The following is an 18,792-nucleotide window of genomic DNA, read 5'->3' on the forward strand; positions in this document are numbered from 1 at the left end:
GATCGCCGTTCCCCGTGAACGTCGCCGCGCACACCGCGCACCACCCTGGCGCACCCGCAAGGGGGACGAATAGGGAGAAGTACACACAACGTGTGATGGATTCGTGATTCTTTCCCCGGGACCGGTCCCGGGGGGTTCGCCTTAGCGTGGTGGCATGAGCGCCCTCGAACCGGGTTCGTTCCTGGCCGAACTCACCCCGGCCGAACGGGCCGAGCTGGAAGACCACGGACACGTCCGGGACTTCGGGCGCGGGGAGGCGCTGTTCGTCGAGGGCGACCGGTCCGCGTGGGTGGCGGTCCTGCTGAAGGGACGGGTGAAGGCGTTCACCTACCGCGAGCAGGGCGGGGAGGCGCTGCTGGCGGTGCGGGAGCCGGGCGCGCTGCTCGGCGAGGTCGCGGCGATCGACGGGCTGCCGCGGTCGGCGACCGTCGAGGCGCTCGAGCCGGTGCGGGCGCTCGCCGTCCCGTCGGCGGCGTTCATGCGGTTCCTCGAGGACAACGGGCGCGTGTCGATCATCATCATGCGGATGCTGTGCCAGCGGTGGCGGGACGCCGACCGCAAGCGCGCGGAGTTCGGCATGTTCGACGCCACCGGCCGGGTCGCGCAGCGCCTCGTGGAGCTCGCCGAGCGGTTCGGCGTCCCGTACGGGTCCGGGCAGCCGGGCGGCGAGAGCGTCCGGATCACGCTGAACCTGTCGCAGGAGGAGCTGGCCGGCTGGGTCGGCGCGTCCCGCGAGGCGGTGAGCAAGGCGCTGCGCCACCTGCGCGGGCACGGGCTCATCGAGACGGGACGGCGCCGCCTGATCGTCCGCGACCTCCAGGCGCTGCGCGAGCACATCCGCTAGGCGCCTGCGGGCGCGCGGGGGGCGGCCCCGTACGCTGTGCAGGATGCAGTTGCAGCAGCTCGCCTATTTCGTCGCGGTCGCGGAGGTCCGGCACTTCACGCAGGCCGCGGAGCTCCTGCGCGTGGCGCAGCCGTCGCTGAGCAAGCAGATCCGCGCGCTGGAGGGCGAGCTGAACGTGTCGCTGTTCAGCCGGGCCCGGGGCAACATCACGCTGACGCCCGCCGGGGAGGCGCTGCTGCCGCTGGCCAAGCGCATCCTCGCCGACGTCGAGACGGCGCGGGTCGAGGTGCAGGAGCTCGCCGGGCTGCGGCGGGGTCGGGTGCGGCTGGGGGCGACGCCGTCGCTGTGCGCGGGGCTGCTCGCCGACGTGCTGCGCCGCTTCCACGACGCCTACCCGGGCATCCAGCTGATCGTCGAGGAGGGCGGCTCCCGCGACCTGGTGCGGCAGCTCACGCGGGGCGAACTGGACATGGCCCTGGTCATCCTCCCCCTCCACGGCGACCCGCCGCTGGACACCACCCCGATACTGCGCGAGTACCTGGTGGTGGCGTCCCCGGCGGAGCAGGCGGGACGGACGCCGCTGCCGCGCCGCTCGTTCCTGCGGATCGACGACCTGCGGAACCGTCCGCTCGTGATGTTCCGCCCCGGCTACGACCTGCGGGAGGCGACGATCGGCGCGTGCCGCGCGGCCGGGTTCGAGCCCCGGTTCGCGGTCGAGGGCGGGGAGATGGACGCGGTGCTGCGGTTCGTCGAGGTGGGGCTGGGCATCGCGGTCGTGCCGAGCATGGTGCTGGCCGGACGGCCGGGCCTGCGGGGCACGCCGCTCGTCCTGGACGAGGCGGCCCGCCGCGGCCACCACGGCGAGGGCCTGCTGCGGACGATCGCGCTCGCGCACCGCAAGGACGTCGAGTTGACGCACGCCGCCCGCGCCTTCCAGGACACCCTCGAAACGTTCCTCGTCGAGGCCGGCCTGGCCGGCAGCCTCCCCGAAGGCGTCGAAACCCTCGTCCACGACTGACGAGACCCCGTCCGGTTGCCGCGGCCGGACGGGGCCCTGTCAGGGGGGCGGCTACTTCTTCTTGCCGCCCGCGGACGCCTTCAGGTAGTCGCCGTTGAGGCGCCCGATGACGTCCAGGCCGATGCCCTTCGGGCAGGCGACGGTGCACTCGCCGGTGTTGGTGCAGCCGCCGAAGCCCTCGGAGTCGTGGGTGTCGAGCATGGAGACGGCCCGGTCCCAGCGCTCCGGCTGGCCCTGCGGCATGAGGCCCAGGTGGGTGATCTTCGCGCCGAGGAACAGCGCGGCCGAGCCGTTCGGGCAGGCCGCGACGCACGCGCCGCAGCCGATGCACTCGGCGGCCTCGAACGCGGCGTCGGCGTCCGGCTTCGGGACGGGCGTCGAGTGGGCCTCGGGCGCGGTGCCGGTCGGCGCGGTGATGTACCCGCCGGACTGGATGATCCGGTCGAACGCGGAGCGGTCGACGACCAGGTCCTTGACGACCGGGAACGCCTTGGCGCGCCACGGCTCGACGTCGATGACCTCGCCGTCCTTGAACTTGCGCATGTGCAGCTGGCACGTCGTGGTGTTCCGCTCGGGGCCGTGCGGCGTGCCGTTGATGACCAGCGAGCACATGCCGCAGATGCCCTCGCGGCAGTCGTGGTCGAACGCGACGGGCTCGGCCCCGTCGGCGATGAGCTTCTCGTTGAGGACGTCGAGCATCTCCAGGAACGAGGCGTCGGGGGAGATGTCGTCGAGCTTGTACTCGACCATCTTGCCCTTGTCCTGGGGGCCGCTCTGGCGCCAGACGCGCAGTGTGAGCTTCATGGTTACTTGTACGACCTCTGCGTCGGCTTGACGTATTCGAAGTTGAGGGTCTCCTTGTGCAGGACGGGCTTGGCGCCCTCGCCCTGCCACTCCCAGGCGGCGACGTAGCCGAAGTTGTCGTCGTCGCGCTTGGCCTCGCCCTCCTCGTCCTGGCTCTCGGCGCGGAAGTGGCCGCCGCAGGACTCGGTGCGGTGCAGGGCGTCGATCACCATCAGCTCGCCCAGTTCGAGGAAGTCGGCGACGCGGCCGGCCTTCTCGAGCTGCTGGTTGAGCTCCTCGCCCTTGCCGGTGACCTTGACGCGCGTCCAGAACTCCTCGCGCAGCGCCGGGATGAGCTCGAGCGCCTTGCGCAGGCCCTCCTCGGTGCGCTCCATGCCGCAGTACTCCCACATGATGTGGCCGAGCTCGCGGTGGAAGGAGTCGACGGAGCGGTCGCCGTCGATCGACAGCAGCTTGTCGATCTGGCTCTTGACGCGCTCCTCCGCCTCGGCGATCGCGGTGTCGGACGCCGGGGGCAGGGCGTTCTTGGCGATGTAGTCGTTGATCGTGGCCGGCAGCACGAAGTAGCCGTCGGCGAGGCCCTGCATGAGGGCGGACGCGCCGAGGCGGTTCGCGCCGTGGTCGGAGAAGTTCGCCTCGCCGATCACGAACAGGCCGGGGATCGTGGACTCGAGGTCGTAGTCGACCCACAGGCCGCCCATGGTGTAGTGCACGGCCGGGTAGATGCGCATCGGCGTCTCGTACGGGTTCTCGCCCGTGATCCGCTCGTACATCTCGAACAGGTTCCCGTACTTCGCCTCGACCTTGTCGCGGCCGAGCCGCTCGATCGCGTCGGCGAAGTCGAGGTAGACGCCGAGCCCGCCGGGGCCGACGCCGCGGCCCTCGTCGCAGACGTTCTTCGCGGCGCGGGACGCGATGTCGCGGGGGACCAGGTTCCCGAACGAGGGGTAGATGCGCTCGAGGTAGTAGTCGCGCTCGTCCTCGGGGATGTCGGCGGGACGGCGCTCGTCCTTCGCCTTCTTCGGCACCCAGACGCGGCCGTCGTTGCGCAGCGACTCCGACATCAGCGTCAGCTTCGACTGGTGGTCGCCGCTGACCGGGATGCAGGTCGGGTGGATCTGCGTGTAGCACGGGTTGGCGAACAGGGCGCCGTGCCGGTGCGCCCGCCACGACGCGGTGACGTTCGAGCCCATCGCGTTCGTGGACAGGAAGTACACGTTGCCGTAGCCGCCGGACGCCAGCACGACCGCGTCCGCGGTGTAGTGCTTGATCTCGCCGTTGATCAGGTTCCGGACGACGACGCCGCGGGCGCGCCCGTCCTCCATGATCAGGTCGAGCATCTCGTGGCGTGGGAACAGCTCGACGTTCCCGATCTCGACCTGCCGCATCAGCGCCTGGTAGGCGCCGAGGAGGAGCTGCTGCCCCGTCTGGCCGCGGGCGTAGAACGTCCGGGACACCTGGGTGCCGCCGAACGAGCGGTTGTCGAGCAGGCCGCCGTACTCGCGGGCGAACGGGACGCCCTGCGCGACGCACTGGTCGATGATGTTCCGGGAGATGTCGGCGAGCCGGTACACGTTCGACTCGCGGGACCGGAAGTCGCCGCCCTTGACCGTCTCGTAGAACAGCCGGTACACGCTGTCGCCGTCGTTGCGGTAGTTCTTGGCGGCGTTGATCCCGCCCTGCGCGGCGATGGAGTGGGCGCGGCGCGGGCTGTCCTGGAAGCAGAACTGCTGGACGTGGTAGCCGGCCTCGCCGAGCGTGGCGCCGGCGGACCCGCCGGCCAGCCCGGTGCCGATGATGATGATCTTCTTCTTGCGCTTGTTGGCCGGGTTGATCTGCTTGGCCTCGAACTTGCGCGTGGTCCAGCGGTCCTCGATCGGGCCGGCGGGCACCTTGCCGTCGACGATCGGGTCGCCGATCTCGTAAAGGTCGTCGCTCATGTTCAGCTCACCCATCCGAAGGTGATGGAGACGGGGACGGAGATGAAGCCGATCGTCACCACGGCGGAGACGGCGATGGCGAGGCCCCGCAGGAGGTTGTGGCTGCGCGGGGTGCGCAGGCCGAGGGTCTGGAACGCGCTCCAGATGCCGTGGTGCAGGTGCAGGCCGACCAGCAGGACCGCGAAGATGTACCAGACGGTGATGTACCAGCGGGACGGGTCGAAGTCCGCGATCATCCGGTCGTACGGGGTGTCGTCGGCGCCGAGCGGGTTCACGACGAAGAACGTCAGGTCCAGCAGGTGCCAGACGACGTAGATCGCGATGATGATCCCGCCGTAGCGCATCGTGTGGGTGGCGTAGCCCTGCGCGTGGCTCTTCTTCTTCGACTCGTACTTGACGGGACGGGCGGCGCGCGCGCGGCGGGCCAGCGACACCGCCGACCACATGTGCAGGATCACCGCGAGCAGCAGGACGACCTCGAGGGCCGTCAGCACCGTCCGGTACGGGACGGCGGGCTCACCGATCGTGCGCAGCCAGTGCGCGTAGTGGTTGAAGTCCTCCGCGCCGAAGAAGATCTTCAGGTTCCCGACCATGTGCGCGATCAGGAACAGCACGAGGATGCCGCCGGTCACGGCCATGACGGCCTTCTTGCCGACGGTCGACCGGTAGAACGCAGGTATCGCTATAGCCACGGGCGCACGGTATGTCCGACTCGGTGCAGAGCTCCAAGTCATCAGCGCACTCATTTCGATAGCCCAGGACTATCGACCGAGCAGAACAGGGGGTTCTCGCGTTCCACCGGACGTCCCGGGGTGAGGGACTTCACAGGGGGTTCGGGAACTCTGCCTCACAGTGACCAACATGACATTGACGGTCACTCGAACGCCCTGGTCAGCCGCCCGAACCCGCGAACGGGCCGGTTCGTCCCGTTGCCGTCCGTCCCGTGGGTCACACCTGGCGCGATAGCAGCAGGACGGCGAGGTCGTCGGTGAGCGCGTCCTCGTTGAGGTGCTCGACCTCGGAGACGAGCTCGTCGATCAGCGCGCGGCCGGTCGCGCCCGTCCCGCGCGCCGCGTGCGCGAGCTTCACCAGGCCGTCGGTGCCGAGCCGGTCGGGGCCCGCGCCGATCCGGCCCTCGATCAGCCCGTCGGTGTAGAGCATCAGCCCCCACGACTCGCCGAGGTCGATCTCCGTCGTCGGCCACTCGGCGCCCGGGATCAGCCCGAGCGCCGGGCCGTGCGCGTAGTCAGGCAGCGCCGACACGTCGTACGAACCGTTCGGGCCCTCGCGGAACAGCAGCGGCGCCGGGTGCCCGGCCAGGTGCATCCGCGCGGTCCGCCGGGACGGCGCGATCGTGATCATGCAGAGGGTCGTGAAGATCTCCTCGTTGCGCCGCTCGTGCCCGAGGACGCTGTCGAGGGTGCCGAGCAGCTGCTCCCCGGTGTGCCCCGCCAGGACGAGCGTCCGCCACGCCATCCGCAGCTGCACGCCGAGCGCCGCCTCGTCCGGCCCGTGCCCGCAGACGTCCCCGATCATCAGGTGGACGGCGCCGCCCTCGGTCTGCACGGTGTCGTAGAAGTCGCCGCCGAGCAGTGCGCGCCGCCGCCCCGGCCGGTAGCGGGTGTGGTGCCGCAGCGACGGGTCGTCGATCAGCGGGACGGGCAGCAGCCCGCGCTCTAGCCGCGCGTTCTCGCGCCGCAGGATCCGCGCCTCCACGAGGCGCCGCTCGGTCTCCTCGGCGCGCTTGCGCTCTATCGAGTACCGGACGGCGCGCGCCAGCAGCGGCCCGTCCACCTCCTGCTTGACCAGGTAGTCCTCGGCGCCCGCGGCGACGGCCCGCACCCCGAGGTGCGCGTCGTCCAGGCCGGTCAGCACCACGACGGCGGCGGTGCCGGACATTTCCAGGACCTCCCGCAGGCCCGCCATCCGGTCGTCGATGCCGGGCGCGGACAGGTCCACGATGATGCACTGCGTCCGCCGGGTGAGGGCGCGGCGGGCGGCGGCCAGGTCGGCGGCGACGGCGATGTCGGCGTCCAGGCCGCTGTCGGCGAGCATCTTCTCGACCATGAGGACGTCGGAGGGGGCGCCGTCGATGAGGAGGAGGTCCACCCGCTCCTCGGTTCCCGAGGCGGGGGGACGCGTCTGGTGGCTGATGGTGCTCACAAAGCTTCCAAGAGTTAGGGCCGGCGACGGGCACAGGCAACGTCAGGACGGCTCCGCATGCCGCGCGCTCACCGCGCGGACGGACGGCCGCACCGGGGTGGTGGCATTTGCCTAACCGCCAGGGTCCCGGCTCATGGAGCGCTGGGGAAGCCCGCTCCGTACGGTGAGAGCTTAGCGTCTCCTTACCAGGTGACGCACGGTGCGCGTCGGGGCGCGCGGCCGGAAAATCAGTCGATTCCCCGCCCGCGACCTGCATAGCCTGCGGTCGTGAAGCCATTGCCGGAGAAAGATCCAGGCAATCCCGATCACCGGTCTCCCGCCCGATATCTCCTGTGGCTGCTGCGCGCGCAGTGGCGCACCGCGTCCGCCGGCGCGGCCCTCGGCGTCCTCTGGATGCTCGGCTACGTGCTGATCCCCGCGGTGCTGGGCCGGGCCGTGGACGCCATGACCGCGCGGGACGCCGGGACGCTCGCCGCGTGGTCGGGCGTCCTGGTCCTCGTCGGGGCGTGCCAGGCCGCCGCGGGCGGCGTCCGCCACCGGTTCGCCGTCGCCAACTGGCTGGCCGCCGCCTACCGGACGATCCAGCTCGTCACCCGGCACGCGACGCGGCTGGGCGCGACGCTGCACAAGCGGATGAGCGCCGGGGAGGTCGTCAGCATCGGCATGTCGGACGTGGTCGGCATCGGGGACGTCCTGGACATCGTCTCGCGCGGCAGCGGCGCGGTCGTCGCGATCGTCGCCGTCGCCGCGATCCTGCTGACGATCTCGCCGCCGCTCGGCCTGATCGTCCTCGTCGGCGTCCCGTTGATCCTCGTCCTCGCGGCGCCGCTGCTGCGGCCGTTCCGGGAGCGCGAGGAGGCGCACCGGGAGCGGGTCGGGGAGCTCAACACCCGTGCGACCGACCTCGTCGCGGGGCTGCGCGTGCTGCGCGGCGTCGGCGGGGAGGAGCTGTTCGCCGGCCGCTACGCCGCCGAGTCCGCGCGGGTCCGCGCCGCCGGGGTGGCGGCCGCCCGCGCCGAGTCCCGGCTGAGCGGCGCCGAGGTGCTGCTGCCCGGCCTGCTGATCGCGCTCGTGACGTGGGTCGGCGCCCGGTTCGCCGTGCAGGGGACGATCTCCGCGGGCCAGCTCGTCGCGTTCTACGGCTACGCCGTCTTCCTCATCACCCCGCTGCAGACCCTCGGCGAGGCCGCGGGGAAGATCACCCGGGGCCTGGTCGCGGCGGAGCGGGTGGTGCGCCTCCTCGACATCGCCCCCGAGCGCGCGACCGGGGACGGCCCGGCCGCGCGGGTCGGCGCGCTCACGGACGTCGACTCGGGCCTGGTCGTGCGTCCCGGACGGCTCACCGCGATCGCGGCGGCCCGCCCGGAGGACGCCCGCGCGATCGCGGACCGGCTCGGCGGCTACGCCCCCGGCCGCGTCGACGCCGGCGGCGTGCCGCTGCACCGCCTCGGCGGCCTGCGCGACCGGATCGTGGTCGCGGTCAACGAGGACCGGCTGTTCGCCGGGACGCTGACCGAGGCGCTCACCCCGGCGCGCGGCCCCGTCGACCTGGAGCCCGCGCTGTGGGCCGCGAGCGCGACCGACATCGTCGCGGCGTCCGGCCCGGACGCGCACGTCGCCGAGGCGGGCCGCGAGTTCTCGGGCGGGCAGCAGCAGCGCCTCCGACTTGCGCGCGCGCTCGCCGCCGACCCGGAGGTGCTCGTCCTCGTCGAGCCCACCAGTGCGGTGGACGCGCACACCGAAGCACGCATCGCCGACCGCCTCGCCCAAGCGCGCGCGGGCCGCACCACCGTGGTGTGCACCACGAGCCCGCTGATGCTCGACCGCGCCGCGCACGTCGCGTTCGTCCTGGACGGACGCGTCGTCGCCGAGGGCACGCACCGCGACCTCCTCGACACCGACCCGCGCTACGCCGCCACGGTCACCCGAGGCGAGGCCAACGACACCGCCCCCCACCCCGCCCCGGACGCCCCCGAAGGCGCGGCGGACACGGATGGCGTGGACCAAGCGGATCGGGCCGGGGCAGCCCGCTCCGGGGTCGACCTCGCGGCGGACCGTGCGGGTGGCGTGGACCTCGGTGAAAGCGCGGACCATTTGGACGTCGCGAACGGCGCGGACGATGCAAAGCGCGCAAACCGGGCGGCAAACCGGGCGGAGCGTGCAGACGAAGCGGACGCGCGGGCGGTGCGCGGCGGGGTCGCGGACGAGGTCGCGGACGAGGTCGCGGACGAGGTCGCGGACGGGGTCGCGGACGAGGCCGCGGGAGAAGGGGTGCGGTCGTGAGTGCGGAGATCCTGCCGGTGGCGTCGCCCGCGCAGGTGCGGGCGTACGCGCGGCGGCTGGTGCTGCGGCATCCGCGGGCGCTCGCGGGCGCGCTGGCGCTGCACGCGCTCGCGGCGGCGGCCGGGCTCGTCGCGCCGCGCCTGCTGGGCGGCCTCGTCGAGGACGTCGCGGACGGGCGCGCGGACGTCGACACCGCGGGGATCGCGATCGCCGTGTTCGTGATCGTCCAGGGGGTGCTGCTGCGGTACGCGCACCTGCAGTCGGCGAAGCTCGGCGAGCGGGTCCTCGCGCAGTTGCGCGAGGAGTTCGTCCGGCGGGTGCTGCGGCTGCCGCTGTCGACGGTGGAGCGCGCCGGCACCGGCGACCTGGTGACCCGCGCGTCGCGCGACGTCGACACGCTCGCGACGTCCGTCCGGTACGCGATGCCCGAGACGCTGATCGCCGTCGTCATCGTGACGCTGACGGCGGGCGCGCTGGTGCTGAACGGTCCGCTGGTCGCGCTGCCGTGCCTGGTGTCGGTGCCGCTCCTGTGGGCGGTGACCCGCTGGTACCTGCCGCGCGCCCACGCGGGCTACCTGCGGGAGAACGCGGCGTACGCGCGGATCACCGACGGGCTCGCCGAGACGGTGCACGGGGCGCGGACGGTCGAGGCGCTGGGGCTGGCGGAGCGGCGGCGCGAGCGGGGGGACGCCGACATCGCCGCGGCGTTCGAGGTCGAGCGGTACACGCTGCGGCTGCGGACGGTGCTGTTCCCGGTGATCGAGCTCGGGTTCGTGCTGCCGGTCGCGGCGACGCTGCTCGGCGGCGGCCTGCTGTACATCAACGGCCACGCGACGCTCGCGCAGGTCACGGCGGCGACGCTGTACGTGCAGCAGCTGAGCGGGCCGGTGGAGACGCTGCTGTCGTGGCTGGACGAGCTGCAGCTCGGCGGCGCGTCGCTGGCGCGAGTGCTCGGCGTGGGCGACGTCCCGCCGGACCGGGCGCCGGACGGCCGCGAGCCGGCCGGCGAGCGGATCACGGCGCGCGACGTCCGGTACGCGTACCGGGGCGGGCGGGACGTCCTGCACGGCGTGGACCTGGAGCTGCGGCCGGGGGAGCGGCTGGCGGTGGTCGGGCCGAGCGGCGCGGGGAAGTCGACGCTGGGGCGGCTGCTCGCCGGGATCGACGGCCCCCGCACCGGGGAGGTCGCGGTCGGCGGCGTCCCGCTGGTCGGGCTGCCCCTGGACGACCTGCGCGGGCACGTCGCGCTGGTGACGCAGGAGCAGCACGTGTTCCGCGGGACGCTGCGCGACAACCTCGCGATGGCCCGCCCGGACGCGTCCGACGACGACCTGCGGCGCGTCCTGGCGGCCGTCGAGTGGGACGGCCCGGACCTGGACGCCGAGGTCGGTGCGGGCGACGCGGCGCCGTCCCCGGCGCAGGCGCAGCAGCTCGCGCTGGCCCGGCTGGTGCTCGCGGACCCGCACACGCTCGTCCTGGACGAGGCGACGTCGCTGCTCGACCCGCGCGCGGCCCGCCGCCTGGAGCGGTCGCTGGCGGCGGCGCTGGACGGGCGGACGGTCGTGGCGATCGCGCACCGCCTCCACACCGCGCACGACGCCGATCGTGTCGCGGTGGTGGAGGACGGGCGCATCAGCGAGCTCGGAACCCACGACGAGCTGCTCGCACAGAACGGGTCCTACGCCGCCCTGTGGGCGTCCTGGCACAGCTCCTGAGCGTTTACTTCGCCAGGGCGTTCTTGAGCCAGTCGACCTGGAGGTGCAGGAGGTTCTCCGCGACGACCTCCTGCGGGGTCATGTGCGTGACGCCCGACAGGGGGAGCACCGTGTGCGGGCGGCCCGCCGCGAGGAGCGCCGACGACAGCCGCAGCGTGTGCGCCGCGACCACGTTGTCGTCCGCGAGCCCGTGGATGATCATCAGCGGGCGCTCCAGCTTCCCGGCCATCTCGACGAGGGAGTTCGCCGCGTAGTTCTCCGGCTCCTCGTCGGGGTGGCCCAGGTAGCGCTCGGTGTAGTGGGTGTCGTACAGCCTCCAGTCGGTGACGGGCGCGCCCGCGATGCCCGCGTGGAAGACGTCCGGGCGCTTGAGGACGGCCAGGCCCGCGAGCCACCCGCCGAACGACCAGCCGCGGACGCCGACCCGGTCGAGGTCGAACGCGGCCGGGTGCAGCCGCGCCGCCTCGATCAGCGCGGCGATCTGGTCCTCCAGGACGGGCTCGACGAAGTCGCCGCGCACCGCGCGCTCCCACGCGGGCCCGCGGCCGGGCGTCCCGCGGCCGTCCGCGACGACGACGGCGAAGCCCTGGTCGGCGAGCCACTGCGCCTCGCAGTACGCCCGCCGAACCGCCACGACGCGCTGCGCGTGGGGGCCGCCGTAGGGGTCCATCAGGACGGGCAGCCGGCCGTGGCCGGGCTCCCACCCGGTCGGCAGCAGCACCGCCGTCCGGATCTGCCGGTCCCCGGCGCGGATCAGCTCGACCCGCGGCGTGATCACCGGCGTCTCGGCGAACGACGCGATCGGGTGCGTCCCGGCGGGGCCGCGGACCTCGATCTCCGACCCCGGCCGGTCCAGCCGCGCGCCCGTCACGACGGTCACCGCACCGGACCTGACGCCCCCGAAAACCCCCTGACCCTCTGTGATTTTCGTCACATCGCCGCCGTCGAGGGAGTAGAGGTGGACCTCCGTGGGCTCCTCCGACGCGGTGAACAGGATCGAGTCGCCCTCCACCCCGAGGACCGACCGCACCTGCAGCCCGCCCGGCGTCACCGGCTCCCCGCCGATCGTGATCCGCCGCGTGTCGGTCGTCCGGTCCTCGGTGACCCACACGAGCTCCCCGGCGCCGGTCCGCGCGGGCAGCCCCGGCACGATCTCCGTCCACACCGGGTCGTGCTCGTTGTGCAGCAGCGACGTCTCCCCGTTGGACGGGTCGACCCGCAGCACCCGCTGGGACCGCTGGTCGCGCGGCTGCACCACGATCAGCAGGCCGTGCTTGTCCCACGCCGCGTTCACCACGTACGGGAACTCGCCGCGGTCCCACGCGACCGCCAGCCGCCCGCCGTCCACCTTCAGCAGCACCAGCGAGACCAGCGCGTTCGGCGTCCCCGCGGCCGGGTAGGCGATCTCCGCGGGCGCCGCGTCCGGGTTCGCCGGGTCGGCGATGTGCCAGCGCTGCACGGGCGTCTCGTCCACCCGCGCCGCCAGCACCGTCCCGCCGTCCGGTGACCACCAGTGGCCGCGCATCCGGCCCATCTCCTCGGCCGCGACGAACTCGGCGAGCCCGTACGACACCTGCTCCGACTCCGGGCGGACGAGCGCGCGGTCGTCGCTCCCGTCCATCTCGATCACCCGCAGGGTGCGGCCCGACACGTACGCGACGCGCCGCCCGGCCGGGTCGGGCCGCGGGTCGAACACCGGCGTCGTCGCCGGCAGCTCCCGCACCTCGCCGCTCACCAGGTCGGCGACGTACAGCTGCCCGCCGAGCGTGAACACCGCCCGCCGCACGTCCCGGTCGACGGCGTACCCGACGATGCCCCCGGCCTGCTCGCGGGCCCGCTCCCGGCGCGCCCGCTCCTCCGCGGGCAGGTCCTCCTCACCGGGCACGTCCAGCGCGGCGGGGTCGGCGACGAGCCGCTCCTCGCCCGTCGCCGCGTCCAGCGTCCACAGGCAGGTGACGGGATCGTCGCCCGCGCGGGTGCGCAGGAAGACCACGCGCGACTCGTCCGGCGCGATCTGGAAGGCGCGCGGGACGCCGAGGGAGAACCGTCGGGTGCGGGCGCTCTGCCGCGGATAGCTGATGCTCATGGGAATCGAGTCTGCCAGCCTGATCGTTGGAGAAGTACGGCGCGCGGGCCCGCGCACCCCTATGATCACGGGTCGTCGCCTCGTGGGCGGTTAACGACCCCTGCCCGGGTCCGCGCTCGCGTAAGCTCAAAGCTTCCCCAAGCACTTGTTGTCGTCGCGGGCGGTGAGGAGAGGTCAATGTCGGAGCTGCAGCCGGGGGATCCCCGGCGGCTGGGCTCGTACGAGGTGGTCCAGCGCCTCGGCGAGGGCGGCCAGGGGGTCGTCTACCTCGGCGTCGACGCCTCGGGAAGCCAGGCCGCGATCAAGCTGCTGCGGACCGATCTGGCCGCGGACGCCTCGGCCCGGAACCGGTTCGTCCGCGAGGCCCAGGCCGCCAAGCAGGTCGCGCGGTTCTGCACCGCGCAGGTGCTCGAGGCCGACGTCGCGGGCGACCAGCCGTACATCGCGAGCGAGTACGTGCCCGGCCCGTCCCTGTACAAGCAGGTGACCGAGAGCGGCCCCATCACCGGCGCCGCGCTCGAACGGCTCGCGATCGGCACGCTCACCGCGCTCACCGCGATCCACCAGGCCGGGATCGTCCACCGCGACTTCAAGCCGCACAACGTCATCATGGCGCCGGACGGCCCCCGCGTGATCGACTTCGGCATCGCGCGGGCCCTCGACACCGGCCAGACGAACGCCACGAAGGCGATCGGCACCCCGTCCTACATGGCCCCCGAGCAGGTCGCGGGCGCGACCCTCACCGAGGCCGTGGACGTCTGGGCGTGGGCCACCACGATGGTGTTCGCCGCCACCGGGCGCCCCCCGTTCGGCGACGACACGGTCGTCGCGGTCATCAACCGGGTCATGCACGAGCCCCCGTCGCTCGAGGGCGTCCCGCAGGACCTGCATCCGATGATCTCCGCGTGCCTGGCCAAGGAGCCCACGCAGCGTCCGACGGCCCAGCAGCTGATGATGACCCTCATCGGCGGCGCGAACCCGAACGCCCCGATGGCGCCGGGCCAGACCCGCATGGACGACCCGACGCAGGCGACGTCGATGCTCGCCGAGGGCTCCACCCTCGCCGCCGGGATGGGCGTCGCGGGCATGGGCGCGATGGGCACCCAGCGCGTCTCGCCCGCCGACTACGACGGCGCCCTCCCGCCCGCGCGCGGCTATACCGGCGCGCACCGCGGCGGCCCGCGCTACGACGACTACGACGACTTCGAGCCCGAGCGCCGCTCCAAGGCTCCGATCATCGCGGGCGTCGCCGTCATCGCGATGCTCGCCGTCATCGTGGGCGTCTTCATGGCGAGCCGCAGCGGCGGCGACGGCGAGTCGAACCTCCCGACGATCGAGACGTCCCAGTCGACGTCCGAGACGCCGACCAGCGAGGAGCCGACGCAGGAGGAGCCGACCTTCAGCGAGGAGCCGACCACGGAGGCGCCCCGGACGTCCGAGGCCCCGCCGACGTCCGAGGCCCCGCCGACCTCCGAGGCCCCGCCGCCCAGCGGCGGCACCGGCGGCGGTGGCGGCGGTCCCGGCGGCGGCGGTGGCGGTGACGACGGCGGCGGCGATGACGGCGGCGACGACGGCACCACGCCCACGGGCGGCACCACGCCCACGGGCGGCACCACGCCCACCGGCGGAACCGGTGGTGGCGGCGGCGGTGGAGGCGGTGGAGGCGTCCCCGCCCCCTGATCTCCAGCCGTGGAGCAGAGCGCATGGAACCCCGTCCGGCTCGTGCCGGGCGGGGTTCGGCGTTCTGCGGGGGCGCGGGAGCGGGCCCGGGGCGCGGCGGCCGGTGGATTCCGGGTCCAACGGAGGGCGGTCATCGCCGGTGGGGCGCGGGCTGAGTAGGCTCGTTACCCATGAAGGAGCCGCGGATCCTGTTCGTCCATGCCCATCCGGACGACGAGTCCATCGGGACCGGGGCGACCATGGCCAAATACGCCGCCGAGGGCGCCCACGTCTGTCTCGTCACCTGCACGCTCGGCGAGGAGGGCGAGGTGATCCCGGAGGACCTGCGCCATCTGGCGCCCGACAAGGAGGATCGCCTCGGCGAGTACCGGATCGGGGAGCTCGCGGAGGCGTGCGCGGCGCTCGGGGTGCGCGACCACCGGTACCTGGGCGGGCCGGGGCGGTGGCGCGACTCGGGGATGATGGGCACCGCGGCGAACGACCACCCGCGGAGTTTCTGGCGCGCGGACGTGGACGTGGCCGGCGCCGAACTCGCGAAGATCGTCCGGGAGGTCCGGCCGCACGTGATCGTCACCTACGACGAGCGCGGCAACTACGGGCACCCGGACCACATCCAGGCGCACCGGGTGGCGTGGCGGGCGTTCGAGCTGGCGGCCGACCCGGCGCACGAGGACGGCGCCGAACCGTGGCGGGCCGCGAAGTTCTACGCGTACGCGACGCCGCGCACGGTGCTGGCGCGGGCGATCGCGGTGATGCGGGAGGCGCGGCTGCCGTTCGCGCGCGTGGCGGGCCTCGACGAGCTGGGGTCGGGCGTCCCGGACGACCAGGTCACCACGGTCGTGGACGCGCGGGCGCACCTGCCGGCGAAGCTCGCGGCGCTGCGGGCGCACCGGACGCAGATCGTGGTGGCGCCCGAGCAGGTGGGGCCGTTCTTCGCGCTGTCGAACAATCTGGGGCAGCAGGCGTTCGGCACCGAGTACTTCATCCTGCAGGCGGGCGAGCCGGGGCCGCTCGGGCCGGGCCGCCGCGAGCAGGACCTGTTCGCCGGGCTCGCGGACGCGGCGGGCTGACCCGCTGGATACGCTGGCGCCCGTGAAGAACGACGACACCGAGATCGAGTCGCGGGCCGAGGCGGTCGTGTCGGGCCTCGCGTACGTGATGCTCGCCGTGCTCGGCGCGGTGTACGGGCTCGCCGGTTCGTTCGTCCAGGACTGGACGGTGCGCGAGGTCCCGGTCGCGGCGCTCGTCCTCGTGGCGGTGCTGTTCGCGCTGGTGCGGCTCGCGGGCTGGGGGATGGGCGGACGGACGGGCGCGGTGATCCCCGCGCTCCTGTGGCTCGTCGCGGTGTTCGTGGTCTCGGTGCTGCGTCCGGGGGGCGATGTGGTGCTGCCGCAGACGGTCGCGGGCCACGTGTACCTCATGGGGGGCCTGCTGGCGGGGGTGCTCGGGGTGATGCGCGTCCCGGCGTCCGGACGGTCCGGGCAGTGGCTGCTGAGGGGCGCCGACGGTACCCGCGGGTAGGGTGCTGACGCTGTGGGCGACGAAACTGGCGAACGCGTCGATCCGGCGCTGTTCCGTGGTGTGGTGGGCCGGTTCGCGACCGGCGTGGCGATCGTGACGACGGTGTCCGCGGACGGCGTCGATCACGCGATGACCGTGAACGCGTTCACGTCGGTGTCGCTGGATCCGCTGCTGGTGATGTTCTGCGCGGAGAAGCTCGCGCGGTTCCACGACGTGGTGCTGGAGACGGGCCGGTGGGCGGTGTCGGTGCTCCCCGAGGACATGCGGGACGCGTCGCAGTGGTTCGCGACGCGGGGCCGGACGCTGGACGGGCAGCTGCTGGGCTGGGCGCACACGCGCGGGCCCGCGACGGGCGTGCCGGTCCTGTCGCGGGCCGTGGCGGCGGTCGAGTGCCGGACCCACGCCGTCCACGACGGCGGTGATCACACCATCGTGGTCGGCGAGGTCGTCGGCCTGGACGTCCCGGATCCGGACGGGCGCCCGCTGATCTTCTACGAGGGTGCCTACCGCACCTTGGACTGACCGGCCGGGACGGTCGCGGGCGGCGCGGCGGGCGCGGCGCCGCGGCGGTGCCCCTTCACGCCGAGGCACGCGGCGGCGCCCAGCAGGACGATCACGATGGGCACGGCCATCGTGGGCAGCAGCGCGTCGACGAACCCGTGCCCGAACACCTGCGCGGCCAGGTCCTGGACGCGGCCGGCGACCTCCGGCGGGAGGCCGGTGGGCGTCTGGTGGGCGCCGGTCTGGCCGGCGCCGACCTCGAGGCCGCCCTCGGCGGCGTTCGCGAACCCGTCGACGAACCCGGTGCGGGCGTCCGGCGGCAGCGCCGCGGCGCGTTGCGTCGCCTCCTCCTGCAGGGCGGCGGCGAGCCGGTTCTGCATGACGGCGCCGACGGCGGCGCCGCCGAGCACCGACCCCATCTGCCGGATCGTGTTGTTGACGCCGGACGCGGCGCCCGCGAGGTGCGGCGGCACGTTGCGGGTCGCCTCGGTGGCCATGGGCGCGAACACGCCGCCGACGCCGAGCCCGGTGAGGACGAGCGGCGCGATGAACGCCGTCCAGTCCGTGCCGACGTCCGCGATGGCGACCAGCCACAGCAGGCCGAGCGCGTAGAGGGTGAGGCCGGTCATGAGGATGAACTTGCCGCCGATGCGGTCGGACAGGCGGCCCGCGAACGGGGCGAGGAGCATCGACACGACCGACGACGGCGCCATGACGAGCCCGGCCTTGAGCGCGCTGAACTCCAGCACGGACTGCATGTAGATCGTCATCGGCAGGAACATCCCGACCATGCCGACGGACACGGCCGCGCCCACGAGGTTCAGGATCGTGAAGTTGCGGTCGCGGAACAGCGAGAACGGCACGAGCGGCTCGCGGTCCTGGCGTCCCCGCTGGTGCAGGACGAAGACGGCGAACAGGACGGCCCCGGCGGCGAGGAGCCCCCAGATGCGGGCGTCCCATCCGAACTTCTCGCCCTCGGTGAGCGCGAACACCAGGCAGAACAGCGCGGCGGACGCGAGCAGCACGCCCGGGACGTCGAACCGGTGCCGGACCCCCGGGGTGTGCGCGGGCAGGATGGGGATCGCCATCGCCAGCACCAGGATCCCGATCGGCAGGTTCACGAAGAAGATCCACCGCCAGTCGAGGCTGGTGACCAGGAGCCCGCCGACGGTCGGTCCCGCGATCGTGGAGACCCCGGCGACCGCTCCCCAGACGCCGAGGGCGGCGCCGCGCCGCTCCGGCGGGAACACGTTGATGATGATCGACATCGTCTGCGGCATCAGCAGCGCGGCGCCGAGGCCCTGCACGGCGCGGGCGGCGATGAGCTGCGCCGGGTCCTGCGCGAGGCCGCACACGAGGCTGGCCAGCGTGAACACCACGACGCCCGCGATGAACAGGTTCTTCTTGCCCCACAGGTCGCCGAGCCGGCCCGCGGTGATCAGCAGGACGGCCAGCACCAGGATGTAGGCGTTGACGACCCACAGCACCTGGTCCAGCGACGCGTCCAGCTTGTCGATCATGCTCGGGATCGCGATGTTCACGATCGTCAGGTCGAGCAGCGTCATGAAGAAGCCGAGGGACAGGGTGAGCAGGATCGCCCACGGGTTGCCGCGCCACCTGCTCATTCGGTTCCCCTCGTCGCGTCGGAGTCGGTCCAGGTCATCCGGCCGGACTCCAGGTCGTCGACGAGCGCGCGGACGTGGTCGAGTTCGCCGCGCACCCGCGTGATCGTCAGTTCCTGGTCGAGCAGCTTGTAGCGTTCGAGCCCGTTCTTGCGCAGCGCGTCGTAGACGGTCTGGCCCGCGGCGAGCAGCGCCTCCAGGGCCACGGCGCGGCTGCGCAGCAGCCGGGCGACCTCGCCCGGCGGGAGCAGGTTCGCGAACGCCAGCGCGGTGCCGAGGGACGGGTACTCCTCGGCCGGCTTGGCGAACAGCTCCGCGAGCCGGTTGTGGGCGGCGTCCCGTCCGGTGGTGGTGACGGCGTAGACGGTGCGCTCGGGACGGCGGCCCTCGCGGGACGTCTCGAGCGGCTCGATGAGCCCGGCGGCGGCGAGCCGGTCGACGGTGTGGTAGAGCGAGCCGGGCGTGATCTTGACTGCGGCGTCGTAGTGGCAGGTGCGGATGCGCTGCTGCATCTCGTACGGGTGCATGGGCCCGTCGCACAGCATGCGCAGCACGGTCAGCGCCGGCGGTGTGAGCGGTCTGGACATGGTCGATGCCTCATTGGTTCGTTCAGAT

Annotated in this window: 15 protein-coding genes; 8 read left to right on the forward strand and 7 right to left on the reverse strand. The window is 73.2% G+C overall.

Going from position 1 to position 18,792, the window contains the following annotated elements; genetic code table 11:
• Positions 1–154: 154 nt before the first annotated feature.
• Positions 155–844 (forward strand): Crp/Fnr family transcriptional regulator, encoded by a 690-nt coding sequence (locus AB0L25_RS09680; protein WP_500170359.1) that lies wholly within the window; start codon positions 155–157, stop codon positions 842–844.
• Between the two features lie 43 nt (positions 845–887).
• The gene (locus AB0L25_RS09685; RefSeq protein ID WP_500170361.1) at positions 888–1,862 is read left to right on the forward strand and encodes a LysR family transcriptional regulator; all 975 of its coding nucleotides are present in this window, start codon (positions 888–890) and stop codon (positions 1,860–1,862) included.
• Between the two features lie 51 nt (positions 1,863–1,913).
• Here AB0L25_RS09685 and AB0L25_RS09690 read toward each other — a convergent pair whose 3' ends face one another.
• The 4 genes from AB0L25_RS09690 to AB0L25_RS09705 form a co-directional block, all read right to left on the reverse strand.
• Positions 1,914–2,666: a succinate dehydrogenase/fumarate reductase iron-sulfur subunit gene (locus AB0L25_RS09690; protein ID WP_500170362.1), complete on the reverse strand. Its 753-nt coding sequence runs from the start codon at positions 2,664–2,666 to the stop codon at positions 1,914–1,916.
• 2 nt (positions 2,667–2,668) lie between these two features.
• On the reverse strand, positions 2,669–4,606 hold the full coding sequence (locus tag AB0L25_RS09695) for a fumarate reductase/succinate dehydrogenase flavoprotein subunit (protein ID WP_500170363.1): 1,938 nt from the start codon (positions 4,604–4,606) through the stop codon (positions 2,669–2,671).
• A 2-nt stretch (positions 4,607–4,608) separates the two neighbouring features.
• A complete protein-coding gene (locus tag AB0L25_RS09700; protein WP_500170364.1) occupies positions 4,609–5,298 on the reverse strand; it encodes a succinate dehydrogenase cytochrome b subunit in 690 nt (229 codons plus the stop codon).
• 256 nt (positions 5,299–5,554) lie between these two features.
• Positions 5,555–6,769: a PP2C family protein-serine/threonine phosphatase gene (locus tag AB0L25_RS09705; protein WP_500170366.1), complete on the reverse strand. Its 1,215-nt coding sequence runs from the start codon at positions 6,767–6,769 to the stop codon at positions 5,555–5,557.
• Between the two features lie 267 nt (positions 6,770–7,036).
• Here AB0L25_RS09705 and AB0L25_RS09710 point away from each other — a divergent pair, with 267 nt between their 5' ends.
• Both AB0L25_RS09710 and AB0L25_RS09715 read left to right on the forward strand, forming a co-directional pair.
• Positions 7,037–9,052: an ABC transporter transmembrane domain-containing protein gene (locus AB0L25_RS09710; RefSeq protein ID WP_500170367.1), complete on the forward strand. Its 2,016-nt coding sequence runs from the start codon at positions 7,037–7,039 to the stop codon at positions 9,050–9,052.
• On the forward strand, positions 9,049–10,767 hold the full coding sequence (locus AB0L25_RS09715) for an ABC transporter ATP-binding protein (protein ID WP_500170369.1): 1,719 nt from the start codon (positions 9,049–9,051) through the stop codon (positions 10,765–10,767). Before AB0L25_RS09710 ends, AB0L25_RS09715 begins: the two co-directional genes overlap by 4 nt.
• Positions 10,768–10,771: 4 nt before the next feature.
• On the opposite strand, the gene AB0L25_RS09720 is transcribed toward AB0L25_RS09715, so the two are convergent.
• Positions 10,772–12,853 (reverse strand): S9 family peptidase, encoded by a 2,082-nt coding sequence (locus AB0L25_RS09720; protein ID WP_500170370.1) that lies wholly within the window; start codon positions 12,851–12,853, stop codon positions 10,772–10,774.
• Positions 12,854–13,030: 177 nt separating this feature from the next.
• Here AB0L25_RS09720 and AB0L25_RS09725 point away from each other — a divergent pair, with 177 nt between their 5' ends.
• From AB0L25_RS09725 to AB0L25_RS09740, 4 genes are all read left to right on the forward strand, one after another.
• Positions 13,031–14,533, forward strand: coding sequence for a serine/threonine-protein kinase (locus tag AB0L25_RS09725; RefSeq protein WP_500170371.1), 1,503 nt, complete (start codon positions 13,031–13,033; stop codon positions 14,531–14,533).
• A 170-nt stretch (positions 14,534–14,703) separates the two neighbouring features.
• Positions 14,704–15,603: an N-acetyl-1-D-myo-inositol-2-amino-2-deoxy-alpha-D-glucopyranoside deacetylase gene (gene mshB, locus AB0L25_RS09730; protein WP_500170373.1), complete on the forward strand. Its 900-nt coding sequence runs from the start codon at positions 14,704–14,706 to the stop codon at positions 15,601–15,603.
• A gap of 22 nt (positions 15,604–15,625) precedes the next feature.
• Positions 15,626–16,054 (forward strand): DUF6113 family protein, encoded by a 429-nt coding sequence (locus AB0L25_RS09735; RefSeq protein ID WP_500170374.1) that lies wholly within the window; start codon positions 15,626–15,628, stop codon positions 16,052–16,054.
• A gap of 12 nt (positions 16,055–16,066) precedes the next feature.
• A complete protein-coding gene (locus AB0L25_RS09740; RefSeq protein WP_500170376.1) occupies positions 16,067–16,576 on the forward strand; it encodes a flavin reductase family protein in 510 nt (169 codons plus the stop codon).
• Here the strand turns inward: AB0L25_RS09740 and AB0L25_RS09745 are convergent.
• Both AB0L25_RS09745 and AB0L25_RS09750 read right to left on the reverse strand, forming a co-directional pair.
• On the reverse strand, positions 16,558–18,180 hold the full coding sequence (locus AB0L25_RS09745; protein WP_500170377.1) for a DHA2 family efflux MFS transporter permease subunit: 1,623 nt from the start codon (positions 18,178–18,180) through the stop codon (positions 16,558–16,560). The genes AB0L25_RS09740 and AB0L25_RS09745 overlap by 19 nt on opposite strands.
• The gene (locus AB0L25_RS09750) at positions 18,177–18,764 is read right to left on the reverse strand and encodes a PadR family transcriptional regulator (RefSeq protein WP_500170379.1); all 588 of its coding nucleotides are present in this window, start codon (positions 18,762–18,764) and stop codon (positions 18,177–18,179) included. Before AB0L25_RS09750 ends, AB0L25_RS09745 begins: the two co-directional genes overlap by 4 nt.
• Positions 18,765–18,792 lie beyond the last annotated feature (28 nt).

Source organism: Spirillospora sp. NPDC052242 (assembly GCF_040679555.1).
In the GTDB taxonomy this organism is placed as follows: domain Bacteria; phylum Actinomycetota; class Actinomycetes; order Streptosporangiales; family Streptosporangiaceae; genus Spirillospora.

Bases quoted from the DNA above. Each gene is read 5' to 3' on its own strand.
- AB0L25_RS09750 (WP_500170379.1), bottom strand. From the start codon at position 18,764: ATGTCCAGACCGCTCACACCGCCGGCGCTGACCGTGCTGCGCATGCTG.
- AB0L25_RS09685 (WP_500170361.1), top strand. From the start codon at position 888: ATGCAGTTGCAGCAGCTCGCCTATTTCGTCGCGGTCGCGGAGGTCCGG.
- AB0L25_RS09680 (WP_500170359.1), top strand. From the start codon at position 155: ATGAGCGCCCTCGAACCGGGTTCGTTCCTGGCCGAACTCACCCCGGCC.
- AB0L25_RS09695 (WP_500170363.1), bottom strand. From the start codon at position 4,606: ATGAGCGACGACCTTTACGAGATCGGCGACCCGATCGTCGACGGCAAG.
- AB0L25_RS09745 (WP_500170377.1), bottom strand. From the start codon at position 18,180: ATGAGCAGGTGGCGCGGCAACCCGTGGGCGATCCTGCTCACCCTGTCC.
- mshB (WP_500170373.1), top strand. From the start codon at position 14,704: ATGAAGGAGCCGCGGATCCTGTTCGTCCATGCCCATCCGGACGACGAG.
- AB0L25_RS09720 (WP_500170370.1), bottom strand. From the start codon at position 12,853: ATGAGCATCAGCTATCCGCGGCAGAGCGCCCGCACCCGACGGTTCTCC.
- AB0L25_RS09690 (WP_500170362.1), bottom strand. From the start codon at position 2,666: ATGAAGCTCACACTGCGCGTCTGGCGCCAGAGCGGCCCCCAGGACAAG.
- AB0L25_RS09725 (WP_500170371.1), top strand. From the start codon at position 13,031: ATGTCGGAGCTGCAGCCGGGGGATCCCCGGCGGCTGGGCTCGTACGAG.